Annotated in this window: 12 protein-coding genes; 3 read left to right on the forward strand and 9 right to left on the reverse strand. The window is 50.5% G+C overall.

Annotated elements, in window-relative coordinates:
* Window positions 1-111: 111 nt before the first annotated feature.
* The 3 genes from ABD931_RS23140 to ABD931_RS23155 form a co-directional block, all read right to left on the reverse strand.
* A complete protein-coding gene (locus ABD931_RS23140; RefSeq protein WP_345270390.1) occupies window positions 112-915 on the reverse strand; it encodes a restriction endonuclease subunit S in 804 nt (267 codons plus the stop codon).
* A gap of 369 nt (window positions 916-1,284) precedes the next feature.
* Window positions 1,285-3,651: a type I restriction-modification system subunit M gene (locus ABD931_RS23145; protein ID WP_345270391.1), complete on the reverse strand. Its 2,367-nt coding sequence runs from the start codon at window positions 3,649-3,651 to the stop codon at window positions 1,285-1,287.
* A gap of 477 nt (window positions 3,652-4,128) precedes the next feature.
* Window positions 4,129-4,296 (reverse strand): hypothetical protein, encoded by a 168-nt coding sequence (locus tag ABD931_RS23155; protein WP_345270392.1) that lies wholly within the window; start codon window positions 4,294-4,296, stop codon window positions 4,129-4,131.
* Between the two features lie 400 nt (window positions 4,297-4,696).
* Here ABD931_RS23155 and ABD931_RS23160 point away from each other — a divergent pair, with 400 nt between their 5' ends.
* Entirely contained in the window at window positions 4,697-7,807 is a 3,111-nt protein-coding gene (locus tag ABD931_RS23160; RefSeq protein WP_345270393.1) for a cadherin-like domain-containing protein, read from the forward strand.
* A 37-nt stretch (window positions 7,808-7,844) separates the two neighbouring features.
* Here the strand turns inward: ABD931_RS23160 and ABD931_RS23165 are convergent, their stop codons facing one another.
* The 6 genes from ABD931_RS23165 to ABD931_RS23190 all read right to left on the reverse strand — a co-directional run bounded on the left by ABD931_RS23165 (window position 7,845) and on the right by ABD931_RS23190 (window position 11,281).
* Entirely contained in the window at window positions 7,845-7,982 is a 138-nt protein-coding gene (locus tag ABD931_RS23165; RefSeq protein ID WP_345270394.1) for a hypothetical protein, read from the reverse strand.
* Window positions 7,954-8,181: a helix-turn-helix domain-containing protein gene (locus ABD931_RS23170; protein WP_345270395.1), complete on the reverse strand. Its 228-nt coding sequence runs from the start codon at window positions 8,179-8,181 to the stop codon at window positions 7,954-7,956. The genes ABD931_RS23165 and ABD931_RS23170 overlap by 29 nt, the downstream gene beginning before the upstream one ends.
* A gap of 3 nt (window positions 8,182-8,184) precedes the next feature.
* Window positions 8,185-8,664, reverse strand: coding sequence for a DUF2975 domain-containing protein (locus ABD931_RS23175; RefSeq protein ID WP_345270396.1), 480 nt, complete (start codon window positions 8,662-8,664; stop codon window positions 8,185-8,187).
* Between the two features lie 164 nt (window positions 8,665-8,828).
* Window positions 8,829-9,317: an RES family NAD+ phosphorylase gene (locus ABD931_RS23180; protein WP_345270398.1), complete on the reverse strand. Its 489-nt coding sequence runs from the start codon at window positions 9,315-9,317 to the stop codon at window positions 8,829-8,831.
* Window positions 9,318-9,323: 6 nt separating this feature from the next.
* The gene (locus ABD931_RS23185) at window positions 9,324-9,734 is read right to left on the reverse strand and encodes an Xre family toxin-antitoxin system antitoxin (RefSeq protein ID WP_345270399.1); all 411 of its coding nucleotides are present in this window, start codon (window positions 9,732-9,734) and stop codon (window positions 9,324-9,326) included.
* Between the two features lie 86 nt (window positions 9,735-9,820).
* Window positions 9,821-11,281, reverse strand: a complete 1,461-nt coding sequence (locus ABD931_RS23190) for an aminotransferase-like domain-containing protein (protein WP_345270400.1) — start codon at window positions 11,279-11,281, stop codon at window positions 9,821-9,823.
* 116 nt (window positions 11,282-11,397) lie between these two features.
* Between ABD931_RS23190 and ABD931_RS23195 the strand changes: the two genes are divergently transcribed.
* A complete protein-coding gene (locus ABD931_RS23195) occupies window positions 11,398-11,916 on the forward strand; it encodes a DinB family protein (RefSeq protein ID WP_345270401.1) in 519 nt (172 codons plus the stop codon).
* Window positions 11,917-12,374: 458 nt separating this feature from the next.
* Window positions 12,375-12,612, forward strand: a 238-nt coding sequence (locus ABD931_RS23200) for a SprB repeat-containing protein (RefSeq protein ID WP_345270402.1), incomplete at its 3' end; no start/stop codon positions are given.

Below are 12,612 nucleotides of genomic sequence, written 5' to 3' on the forward strand. Positions count from 1 at the left end.
CAGCTTCCTGAAGGATAGCCAGCTTCTCGTCGGCGGTCCAGGTTTTTCGTTTTTTGCTCATGATTGCTACAAAGTTAAAAGTGATACTTTGTAGAATCTATGTCCAGCTATTTAGGGGGCTAAGACATTTGGAGCCGGGTCTACTATTAAGCGGAAAATATTTTTGACGCGCTTCACCGCCCAATGCGCCGGTATCTCGCCAATCCATTCTATACCGCTGTCCTTCATCGGCACGTTCGGGTTTAGGCCTCGTGTGACGGCCTGATGAATCATTACCTGCCGCCGTTCCTGCAACAATTCGATCAGCCGTTCTTTCTGGGCAATGGCTTTGTCGATGTCGGCGGTTTTGCGGTCTAAAAATTCTGCAATACGGGTTTGTTCAGAGAGGGGAGGAAGGATGGAGAAGATATTGAAGAAGACATTTGTGTACAATCTAAAGAATCCATCTCCAATTCCGCTTGAGCTTTTAGAAAACTCAGCAACGTATAATGGCGTCTTAAAGAGGTATTTGAAATACCTTTTATCAATATTCAAAATGGTACTTTCATAAACAGAATAATCCGGACTTACTAAGCCCTCATATTTTGAAATATCTAACATTCCATTCCACGCTTGAAGCTTATTAAGCACTAAATCACCTTCTGAGCAAAGTTTGTAATTTACTAAGCTGTTCGCTGACTCTACCTTGTCAGTAATCTCGGAGCGTGGAATAATTCCATGATACTTGCTAAGTGATAATAATTTCCCTATACCTGTCTTTGAGCGAATATTCTTCTCTTTAAATAGATATTTAATTCGCCTTACCTCCCAATGCTCTGGAATCTCGCCCAGCCATTCCACACCCGAATCTTTGTAGGCCGGGTAGCGGGGGAGGGTTGCGGTAGGGTTCTGGGTTACGTTATCGGTATCGATCATGGTTGATAGGGTCGGTAGTACAATAGTAATGAATGGTGGCGAATTAATCCCGAAGGGATGGCAGGATTATAGAAACAGGCCAATTACGTGCATTCCCGGTGAACCCCGAAGGGGTGACACGATTATAAGTTGAAACTATGTCACCCCCGCGACGGCGGCCCGGTTCGGGGTTTGCCTAACGGTACAGACGTGGGCTGTTCAATAATCATTTCACCCCTTCGGGGTTTGTCTAATGGTATAAATCTTGGTATATTCTATAATCGTATCACCCCTTCGGGGTTCACCGGAACGTTTGTATTGGTTTTATATTCGTGTCACCTCCGCAACGGCGGCCCCTTTCGGGGTTTACGTGACCGGACGTTTATGGGGCTATTGACTAAATGCCAGAAGATTTCGGATAAGGCCTTCGCTTTCTTCTTCCAGTTGCAGAATATCGGCGCTCACTTCTTCCAGCGTCCGCAGGGGCTTATGGCGGTAGAAGTATTTGTTGAAGCTGATTTCGTAGCCAATCCTGGTCTGCTCCAGGTTGATCCAGGCTTCCGGCACATGCGGCTTTACTTCCCGCAGGAAATAGCCGTGGATGGTTTCGTCGAGCGTGGTTTCGCCCACCGGCACGTTCTCCGTATCGCGCAGGTCTGACTCGGTTTCGTACTCCAGGTACTCGTCGGGCTTGCCGGTGGCAAAATAGCCGAAGTCGGCCAACTGGCTGGGGTCGCAGCCCAGGCGGTGCAGCAGTTGGTCGAGCTTATCGCCTTTCAGCTTCACCGTGCCTTTTATTACCCGTTCGGCGTCGGCATCATACCAGCTTACCGCATCCAGAATCTGTTTTTTTTCGGAGGCCGAGAGCTTCACCCCACGCGCTTTTAGCTCCATTTCTACGGCCAGTGCAAAGCGGTTGAAGTTGGTGTACTCGTCGGTGCCGATAGCCGCCATCAGCTTCTCGGCCAGGTGCAGCAGGTTTTGTTGTTTCAGCCAGGTATCGGCGTTCAGCAGGGCATCCTGCTGCTTTCTGGATAGGTTCAGCTCCTGCTTTTCGCACCACTCCACCAGCGTTTTCGCCAGGCTGTCCAGTTCGGTATATACCCGGTCGCCATAGGTTTCCCAGGCCCATACCATCGGTTCGCGGAGCTTGCTGTCGAACCGCAGTTCGGCAATGCGTTCGGCGGTAAACTGTGCCTTCAGCCGTTTGGGCCGTTCAATGGTCGCTTTGTAATACCCGAAGTCCTGATTCCGGAACACCTTGCTGGCCAGTCCCTCGTCGCCTTCGCGGTCTACTACGGCCATGTCGCGGTACACCTGCATAATCTCGGTAATATGCTCGGGCGCAAACTCGCAGTTTTTGGCCCCCAGGTTTTTCCGGAGCTTGCGGTAAAGCTGTCCGGCATCAATCAATTGCACCTTGCCTTTCCGGTCGGGGGCTTTGTTGTTGCTCAGCAGCCAGATATAGGTGGTAATTCCCGTGTTGTAAAACAGGTTGTTGGGCAACTGAATAATGGCTTCCAGCCAGTCGTTTTCGATGATGTACCGCCGGATGTTGCTTTCACCGCCCCCGGCATCGCCCGTAAACAGGCTGGAGCCGTTATGCACCGACGCAATGCGCGACCCGATAGGGCTGGCCTTCATCGGCTTCATCTTATCGACCATCTCCATCAGAAAGAGCAATTGCCCGTCGGAGGAGCGGGGTGTAGCATCCACTTCTTCTTCGATACCCCAGTAGTTCTTCAGCCTGATCCGGAAACGAGGGTCTATTACTTCGTTGCCGTCCTTGATGTACTTGACCTCACTAGCCCACGACTTACCGTAGGGTGGATTCGAGAGCATAAAGTCGAACTTCATGCTGGAGAATTCATCCGTCGATAGGGTAGAGCCGTTTTTGATGTTTTCGGGGTTATTGCCCTTAATCATCATATCGGATTTACAGATGGCGTAGGTTTCGTCGTTAATCTCCTTGCCGTAGAGGTACACATCTCCGCTGGCGCGTATCAGCCCCATTTCATCGATGATAAAGTTCTGTGCTTCGGTCAGCATCCCACCCGATCCGCAGGCCGGATCATAGATCGTCATAACCGGCGGAATCCGGTCTTTGATGGGTTCAAAGATCAGGTGCGTCATCAGGTCAATTACTTCACGGGGCGTAAAGTGCTCACCGGCCTCTTCGTTGTTTTCTTCGTTGAACTTCCGGATCAGTTCTTCAAAGACATAGCCCATGCCCAGGTTAGAAAGGGCCGGTAGTCGGCGACCTTCCGGATCAAGCTTTTCAAAAGGAGTGAGGTTGATATAGGGCGACGTGAATTTCTCCAGCACATTCAGCAGCACATCCTTACTGGCCATGTGCCTGATCTGGCTTCGGAGCTTAAACTTGTCAATGATTTCTTTGACGTTCTGGCTAAAACCGTCCAGGTACGCTTTAAAATTTGCCTCCAGTAATTGTTGATTATTGGTAGCCGTATCGCGCAGGCGCTGAAGGGTCCAGTCGCTGGTATTGTAAAAGACATAGCCCGACGCTTCGCGCAAGCCGTTCTCGTCTAATTCGGTAAACTGCGCTTCTTCCCGCTGGAACCTGACTTCCTCCATCACGGCGTCTTTGGTTGGTTCAAGCAGAGTGTCCAGCCGGCGCAGCACCACCATAGGCAGAATCACGTCGCGGTATTTCCCTCGTACATATACGTCGCGCAGGCAGTCATCGGCAATTGACCAGATAAAAGAGACGAGTTTATTATGGACTTGTTGGTTCATGAAAAGAGTAGGTAATGTTTATTGAGAAACGGGCTTGCTTCCTGGCGTCTTCGTTTAGGTCTTTGGGCTTGCCACCGGTACGGCCTTTCAGCTTAGCCGCCACCAAACCCGTCATCGTTCGTTCGCGGATAAGATCCCGCTCAAATTCGGCCAAACCTGTAAGTCTAAGTTCTGGTCAGTGGTTGAAACACGGGCGTAGCCAATCTTCATTGAGGTACCAGGGGTGTTCTCAGTAAGGGTTAAATTTCAAAGGTAATGAACAGATAATGCTGAACAAGAATTGGGAATACCTTTGAGCCGGAATTTTTTAAACGGTAAACTTAATAAGGGCGGTCCAGCAAATCCCTCGTTTATTTGAAAAAGTAATACTGCTGGTAACACATTTCGTATTACAGGTAGTGTTACCAACGGACTATCTCAACAATCTGATCGATGTTGGTCACGATGCGCTCTATTACAACAGGCGTCCCGTCGGTTTTAAGCACCGGAAAAAGTTCCGTCAGGGCGGCCGTTGCCGTTTTCTGAGTGGCCGGAGAGCATGTTTTTGCTGCTCCACTGGGCATTGCCGAAAATGCCGTAGAGGTATTCCTGGTTGGCCTGCTCAATACCCCGGAACGCCCGTTCCAGCGCCAGCCTCACATTCACGGTTGTCTCGCGAATATCTTTCCAGTAGCAACCGACGGGAATAGTGAATCGGTTGTAACGGCACAGTATAGTATAATTCTAAGAGGAAAATCAGGAAGCCAATATATGAATTAAGAAATTAGCAAGCCACCTCTGGGGTGTAGTCAAGTCACTATTTTGAATGATTTCATCGACCTGGCTACGCGACATATGGTCTTCCTGATGGGGAACGGATAGCTGTAATTCAGAAACTTTAATACGTTTGCGCTGAAAATATTTCCTATAATAATTAAAATCATTCTAAAAAAAATTAAATTCACATTATGTTCTAAACATAGCTCTTCACTCATCTTCACCTTACCGTATGAAAAGACTATACATTGCAGTGTCCCATCGGGCTTCATTAGCATGTTGGCTGCTGATGACTGTCCTTCCCGCCATCGGTATTGCGCAGGAAAAACTACCCGTAAAAGCGGAAGTAAACACCCAAAAGGTAGCCCCGACGAATTATACGCAACCAATCCTGAGTAGTCCGTCCCCTATTACAGGACCGGTCCAGACCCTATCGGACCGGCCTCCGTACATTCAGAAATTTTCTCAGGAAAAACAAACCCGTTTGCTGCGAAAAAATGAACCTGTTCCTTTTCCTAAGGAATCGAAGCCGGAATCCCGGGTTGGTTCATTGCCTGTTGAACAACGATCGAATCAGAAAGCGCGGATAATGAGTGTCATTGCCTGTAATGATACTCCTGTTGGCATTCAGGACCAGTATGTTACGGCGACTGACAAAACATTATCCATAGCCGCGCCCGGTTTTCTGATCAACGATATCGATCTGGAAGGGGAGGCATTAACAGCCACCACATTAGTGGACGATGTGGATCATGGCACGCTGACGGCCTTTCCCAACGGCTCATTCACCTATACACCCACTCCCGGCTTTGTGGGTACCGACTCCTTCCAGTATCGTATGAAGGATGCTTCTAACCATGCTTCTGAACCGATAACCGTGACCATTGAGGTGCGTGAAAGGAGCAATCGCACCCCGGTCGGATCCAATGATATTTTCGGTGCGTTGAAAGGCACTGTCTTAGTGATCGCTGCCCCCGGTTTTTTAGCCAATGATCTGGATCAGGACGGTGACGTTATTTCGGCCACCACGTTAGTGGACGACGTGGATCATGGCACGCTGACGGCCTTTCCCAACGGCTCGTTCACCTACACACCCAGCCCGGGCTATACCGGTCCTGATTCGTTCCAGTACCGCATGCAGGATTCGAAGGGCAATTCATCCGATCCCATTACCGTTACGATCCATGTATTTGTGGGAAACAGAGCTCCCTTAGGGACAAATGATATATTCGGGGTAATACAAAATACAACTCGAACCGTCGCTGCCCCTGGTTTTCTGGTCAATGACGTTGATCCGGACGGAGACGCCATTTCGGCCACCACGTTAGTGGACGACGTGGATCATGGCACGCTGACGGCCTTTCCCAACGGCTCATTCACCTATACACCCAGTGCCGGCTTTACCGGTACCGATTCGTTCCAGTACCGCATGCAGGATTCGAAGGGCAATGCATCCGATCCCATTACGGTTACGCTGGTAGTAATTGGTCCGGGCGTGTTGCCGATAGGGTTTCCGGATACCTACAGAACATCGAAAGGAATTACTTTATCCATAGCGGCTCCCGGCTTTCTGATGAATGACATTGATCAGAATGGGGAAGCACTATCGGCCACCACATTAGTGGACGATGTGGATCATGGCACGCTGACGGCCTTTCCCAACGGGTCTTTCACCTATACGCCCAGTCCCGGCTTTGTAGGTACCGATTCGTTCCAGTACCGCATGCAGGATGCTTCTGCCAATAGCTCTGATCCCATAACCGTGACCATTATAGTGGAGGAGGCTTTTAACAGGAAGCCCATAGGAAATGAAGATCAATATGGGGCATTGGCCAATGTCAGTCTTTCAATTGCAGCACCCGGCTTTCTTATGAATGACATTGATCAGGACGGCGATGCCATTTCGGCCACCACGTTAGTGGACGATGTGGATCATGGCACGCTGACGGCCTTTCCCAACGGCTCATTCACCTATACACCCACTCCCGGCTTTACCGGTACCGATTCGTTCCAGTACCGCATGCAGGATTCGAAGGGCAATGCATCTGATCCCGTTACGGTTATGATTACCGTATACGAAGGCAACAGAGCTCCGGTGGGTACGAATGATGTTTTCGGAGTGGTGAAAAATACGCCGTTGACTATTGTGGCGAGTGGGTTCCTGATGAATGACTATGATGCGGACGGAGACGCCATTTCGGCCACCACGTTGGTGGACGACGTGGATCATGGCACGCTGACGGCCTTTCCCAACGGCTCATTCACCTATACACCCAATGCCGGCTTTACCGGTACTGATTCGTTTCAGTACCGCATGCAGGATTCGAAGGGCAATGCGTCTGATCCCGTTACCGTTACGCTGGAAATAATCAGTCCCAACCAGCCCCCGGTTGCCTCGGCCGGCAATGTAACCGAAGAATGCCAGGGGCCATCGGGTACGCAGGTGACCCTGAATGCTTCCGGTAGCAGCGATCCTGAAGGCGGTGCCCTAACCTACACCTGGTACGAAAATAACACTATCATCGCCGGACCCACTTCGTCGGCAACAACTCAGGTGACCTTCGCCACGGGTGTTCATACCGTCAAACTCAAAGTGGTGGATCAATGCGGAGCGTCAGCCGAAACGACCATCACCGTGAAGGTACAGGACACCAATGGTCCACTGGTACAAGCCGCCCTGCTGCCCACCGGTAAAAATAACCTGTATACGGTTTCCTGCTCCTCCTCCGATGTGTGTACCGTGATTGCCTCCAGCAGTTCCGTGATTCGGATTCCGAATCTGACCAACCCTTCCGTGTCGTTGAAAAACAAAAAGAATTCGTACAGTCTGGACATCGATACGGATAAAAACTCGGTGAGTGTGCAGGCTCCGGATGCAGCGGCCTTCTGGGCCAAGATTGTGGCGGATGGTGGGGTAAGGGTAAACGGTGGGCAGGTGATTGATGCCAAGTACGAGAAGAATAAATTCCTGTTCGGTTTCGACGCGAATGGTAACCTGACCTCAGTCAAGGGAAGTGTAGTGGTGTTGCGCTGTACGGCTACCGATGGCAACGGCAATACAAGTATGAGTGAGGCCTCGCTGCCAATGAATGGCGTATTGTCGTTGTCTGAGATTTCTCCCGTAGGCAAGGAAACGATGCGCATGTTGCACCAGAACTATCCGAATCCGTTTTCGGGCCTAACCACCATCCGGTATCTGCTGAACGACCCGGCTTTTGTCCGGATCACCATCCATGATCAGATCGGTCATCAGGTAGACGAAATGGTGCAGGGGCAACAGCCCGCCGGAGAGCATGACGCTACCTGGGATGCCGGCCGGCGCCCGGCGGGAATCTACTACTACCGTATCCAGTACAACGCGAAACAGGTTGTAGGCAAGATGCTGTACCTGACACCCTGATGATGTATTGATTTCGCAGCCCGGGCCGTGGGTTTATTCACGGCCCGGGGCTGCCCAGGTCTTTCAGCCTGGAGCTTTCCGGCTCGTTTAGTTCCTGGCGGGTAGTACCGGTCAGCTGTTTCTCGATAGCGGCTTCCAGGGCCTGTTCAGTGGTGAGGTGTTCTTTTTTCGTCATCGACATATTCCAGAATATCACCTGGTTGGCAGTCTAATGCTTTACAAATTGCGTCTAAAGTGCTAAAACGAATGGCTTTAGCCTTTCCTGTCTTTAAAATAGAAAGGTTAGATAATGTCAAATCAACTCTGTCGGAAAGTTCATTCAGAGAAATTTTTCGCTTTGCCATCATCACGTCTAAGTTTACTGTAATTGGCATAGCTTAAATGGTTAAGTCGTTTTCAGATTTCATATCTACGGCATTTTGCAATAATTTTTCAAAGATTGCCGCAGCAGTTGCAACGACGATAGAGGCAAAAGTAGTCACGATGCAAACAGCCAGAAAACCCGCAGGGTCGTCATCTTTGTGGTGTGCTACCCTTATGTATAGTCCTGCCGTCACAATCAAAATAGTGAGTACAATAGCACAATACTTTATATCCCTTAACGCCTTAACAGAGTCTGCTGAGAATACTTTATTTTTTCCGATGTATCCTAAAAATTTAAACGCCTTGTAAAGGGCGATAAAAAAAGCAATCGATGTTGCGTATCCATACAAGATAAACGGGTCAGCGTAAATGCTAACCAAATCTAAGTTTGTGGCTCTTCCCTCAGTTAAGGGAAACCGAATCAACATGGCAAGCGCTACAATGCCGATTAGCACGATTACTGCCTGAAGAAACACTATTGACATCCGTTTCATATGACTTGGCCAATTAAAGATCTGCCGTAAACGTACTAAATTTTTATTGATTATCAATAAAAATTTATTATTTACCCTATATAATGCGCATGAAAGGTGTACCGCCATCAATCAGCCGAATCTCCGCACGGAAGTTAATATAGATATCGCTTTGGCATAGCCAATTATGTATTTTCCGCAGGTCTGTCTTCATCCTGCCCTAGCCGACGTTCGATGGGGAATGGTTCTGCTTTGATAATTTGAATCCGGCTAAAGTCCGGATGGGCAGGGTGAATCAGGTAATTGTACGACATCGGCACGACCACCGACGGCACGGCGGCTGCCAACGTTGCGGGTTGGGTCAGCCAGTCACGTAATATCCATTGGGTGCGTTCGTAGCTTTCTACATTCCAATAGTCGGGCAGTTGCTCTGGCGAATAGATAATTACGCTATCAGGGACTGCCAGCGTGACCAGCGATAGGTTTGGCAATTTTTCGTAGCGGACACGGGGCTGATGTACCAGCAACTCTACCAGAGCCAGCGCCGGCGACGATGTCGTGTATAGCAGGGGAAAGCTTTTGGGGTTCCAGCGGCTGCCAAACAACCGGGCACCCTCCGTCGATAGTGGTTCGTTTCTGTATTTCGCCTTTACGGTTCGGTAAACAGTCAGCATATCTTCTTAGCCGACAATACCGTGTTCGATACGGCCCAGCACGTCATCCACAAGTCCGAAACCGGTGGTCGTGTCAAGCAATTGAATGGGTGACTGGTTGTTGAGTTCCCGGATGGGTGAACGCAGCCAGTCGGCCAGCGTCTCCTTATCGTCGTCGAACACATCGAGTCCATGCCGCAGCAGATTAGTTAGTAGCAGGAGCCGTTCCGACGCGTCACGGGATAGGCGCTCGTGGGGCTTAAGCCGGTGCAGATTGCGTACTGACATGTTCAGGCACCGGGCGAGTTCAATATCGGTTAACCCAGCCAAAGAAGCTACCTGATCGGCTTCGGACCGCAAAACGCCCTCGCGTGATTTATCAATGACCGTATACGGCGCATAAACGGCGGAATGGGGCGGAAGTGCTGCGTATGCCATAGCTATAGGATGCATTATTTCATTACTATAATGGTAATATGGCATACTTAGTTCAATTTTGCAAGAGTTGAGTCGATGTTTATGCCTTACCGTCCCAGGTAAATGTTTTTCGCCAGCATACCCACCGTTTTCAGCGCCTGGTCGATTTGGTGGCTCCAGGGCAGGCCGTAACTCAGGCGCATGGAGTTGTCGAACTGATTTTGCAGGGTAAACATGCGGCCGGGAGCCAGGCTGATGCCGTGCCGCATGGCTCGTTTGTACAACTCCACGGTGCTGATGGTTTTGGCCAGCTCGACCCACAACACAAACCCGCCCTGAGGCTGACTGATGCGGGTGCCTTCCGGAAAGTAATCGGCGATGGCGCGGCTGTATTGCAGACTGTTGGTGTGCAGCGTCCGGCGCAACTTGCGCAGGTGGTTTTCGTACCGGCCGTTGGCCAGAAAGTTGGCGACCACTTCCTGGGTAAGTGTCGTGGACGAAACTGAGTGTAACATTTTCAGCCGGGTAATTTGCTCCGTAAACCGGCCGGGGGCCGTCCAGCCCACGCGGTAGCCGGGAGCCAGCGTTTTGGATACCGAGCCGCACCACAGCACCAGCCCGGCTTTGTCGTAGGTTTTACAGGATTTCGGGCGGTTTTGGCCGAAATACACATCGCCGTACAAATCATCTTCAATCAACGGAATGTTGTGATGCTCCAGTAACCGGACCACCTCCCGTTTGTGTTCGTCGGGCATACAACTGCCCAGTGGGTTGTTGAAGTTACTGACCAGCACACAAGCGGTCAGCGTCGGCAAGGCATTCTTCAGCGCGTCCAACTCAATGCCGGTTTGCGGGTGGGTGGGTAGTTCCAGCACGTGCAGTCCCAGGCTTCTGGCCAATTGCAGTATCCCGAAATACACCGGACTTTCCACGGCAATGGTATCTCCGCGTCGGGTTACCGCCATCAGGCAGTACGACAGGGCATTCATGGAGCCGGCCGTGGTGACAATATCTTTGTCGGACAAGTGCCCCTGCCAGGTAAATGACCAGTGGGCAATCTGCCGGCGGAGTTTTTCGTTACCCTGAATTTCTTCGTATTGGGTGCCGCCGGCGGGCAGCTTGCGCATGGCCTGCACCATTGCCTTGTTGAGTTTCGCAATGGGTAGTAAATCGTCGGCCGGTACACCCAAAGACAGGGGTATGGTATTGCTCCGGTGCAACTCGGCATAGACATTCTGAATCAGGTCTTCCTGGCTTTCCTGATATTCTTTTTCGGCCGGTCGGCTTGTCTGCGGCACGGGCAGTTGCCGGCGTGGCGAGCGGCTGACATAGTACCCCGATTGCGGCCGTGATTCGATCAGCGACCGGCTTTCGAGTTCGTAATACGCCTGGGTGGCGGTACTCATGCTGATGCCCTGCTCGCGGCAGACCGTCCGGATGGAAGGCAGTTTGTCGCCCACCCGCAGGACTTCATCCCGGATTTGCTGCTCAATGTTCCGGGCGAGCTGCAGATAAAGGTGTTCCGGTTTGCCGGCCGGCTTTCGTTGGGTTATCGGATCTGTACGCATCTCATTATCGAAAACTGTATCTGTACTGTTTCCAAAATTACAGCTATTATTGTAAGACAGATCCGTCAGTCAACCAGCTATATTTGCTAAACCGTATACAACCCACCGTTCCTGCCATGAAAAAATCGGATATCCACCCCATGCCTGAGTTCTTCGACCGCTACATCAACCTGGTCGACGATCTGCCCGTCCGGGATGCCCTGGCCCAAAACGCATCGCTCTTTGCCGGACCCCTGCAAGCCCAGCTCGAAGCTGTGGGCGACCGGGTATATGCCCCCGGCAAATGGACCGTTAAGGACATACTGCAACACTGCATTGATACCGAACGAATTCTGTCGTACCGGGCCCTGCGCTTCGCCCGTAACGACCAGACACCCCTGCCCGGCTTCGACGAAGAAAGCTTTGCGCAGTATACCACTGCTGGCGAACGCACCATCTCCGATCTGCTGGAGGAGTTTTCTACCGTGCGTGCATCCAGCCTGGCGCTCTACCGAAATTTCACCGACGAGATGCTCCATCGGGAAGGCATTTGTTTCAACAAAAAGCTATCCGTGCTGGCGCTGGGTTTTGTCATAACCGGCCATCCGATTCACCATTTGAAAGTTTTGAAGGAACGATACTTTCCGTTGGTTTAAAAAATTCGCCCGCTCGTACCCCGGACGAGCAGTAGTTCCTAAAAGTTTTATAAATCACTAAAAATAGTCAGCGAAATTCACTTTGGTTGCCCGATGTCTACTGCAAAATGAGCAAAGGCCAGTGCCTGGGCGCTGAAGTCTGAAATATGGGTAGTATTATTGCTTCCTAAGAATAGCTATTTGACTTTTAGTGACTTGCCTGTTACCGGATAATAAAAATCACGCTTCCGGATACCTCTCGTTTGTGGGATAATAGTAGATTTGTTCATAATTTATTTCAACGCTTATTCTGGACTTGACTCCATAGTCTCCTTCCACGGGTTGCCTACGTGGGCGGTTGTTTACCGCTTTATCCTGCATAGTATATAGTCCGATTCAGGTCTGTCTCCATTCGCGAACTTAATCGCTGGTTGAGAAAAGCAATTGAATTTACCCTCCACCTTTTTATCAGTAATTTTATGAAAGTATCTGTACGGATAAACATTTATCAATGCCTTCGGCAGCGGTACTTCTTTGCTGTCCTGTTTACGGGTATACTTGCCCTCTTCTCGTTTGTTAACACACAGGTTCAGTGTGACCTTACCCTGACAATAAATAGCCTGAAGCAGCCCACCTGCGGGGGCAAAGACGGGTCTTTCTCCATTAACGCAACCGGTATTACAGCACCCTATCAGTACACGCTGGTGAAAGACGTCG

This window comes from Nibrella viscosa (assembly GCF_039541875.1).
Taxonomy (GTDB): domain Bacteria; phylum Bacteroidota; class Bacteroidia; order Cytophagales; family Spirosomataceae; genus Nibrella; species Nibrella viscosa.

Excerpts from the sequence above, each read along its gene's own strand:
- ABD931_RS23175 (WP_345270396.1), bottom strand. The coding sequence starts at position 8,664 with ATGAAACGGATGTCAATAGTGTTTCTTCAGGCAGTAATCGTGCTAATC.
- ABD931_RS23165 (WP_345270394.1), bottom strand. The coding sequence starts at position 7,982 with ATGACGAAAAAAGAACACCTCACCACTGAACAGGCCCTGGAAGCCGCT.
- ABD931_RS23190 (WP_345270400.1), bottom strand. The coding sequence starts at position 11,281 with ATGCGTACAGATCCGATAACCCAACGAAAGCCGGCCGGCAAACCGGAA.
- ABD931_RS23195 (WP_345270401.1), top strand. The coding sequence starts at position 11,398 with ATGAAAAAATCGGATATCCACCCCATGCCTGAGTTCTTCGACCGCTAC.
- ABD931_RS23185 (WP_345270399.1), bottom strand. The coding sequence starts at position 9,734 with ATGGCATACGCAGCACTTCCGCCCCATTCCGCCGTTTATGCGCCGTAT.
- ABD931_RS23170 (WP_345270395.1), bottom strand. The coding sequence starts at position 8,181 with ATGCCAATTACAGTAAACTTAGACGTGATGATGGCAAAGCGAAAAATT.
- ABD931_RS23180 (WP_345270398.1), bottom strand. The coding sequence starts at position 9,317 with ATGCTGACTGTTTACCGAACCGTAAAGGCGAAATACAGAAACGAACCA.
- ABD931_RS23140 (WP_345270390.1), bottom strand. The coding sequence starts at position 915 with ATGATCGATACCGATAACGTAACCCAGAACCCTACCGCAACCCTCCCC.
- ABD931_RS23145 (WP_345270391.1), bottom strand. The coding sequence starts at position 3,651 with ATGAACCAACAAGTCCATAATAAACTCGTCTCTTTTATCTGGTCAATT.
- ABD931_RS23160 (WP_345270393.1), top strand. The coding sequence starts at position 4,697 with ATGACTGTCCTTCCCGCCATCGGTATTGCGCAGGAAAAACTACCCGTA.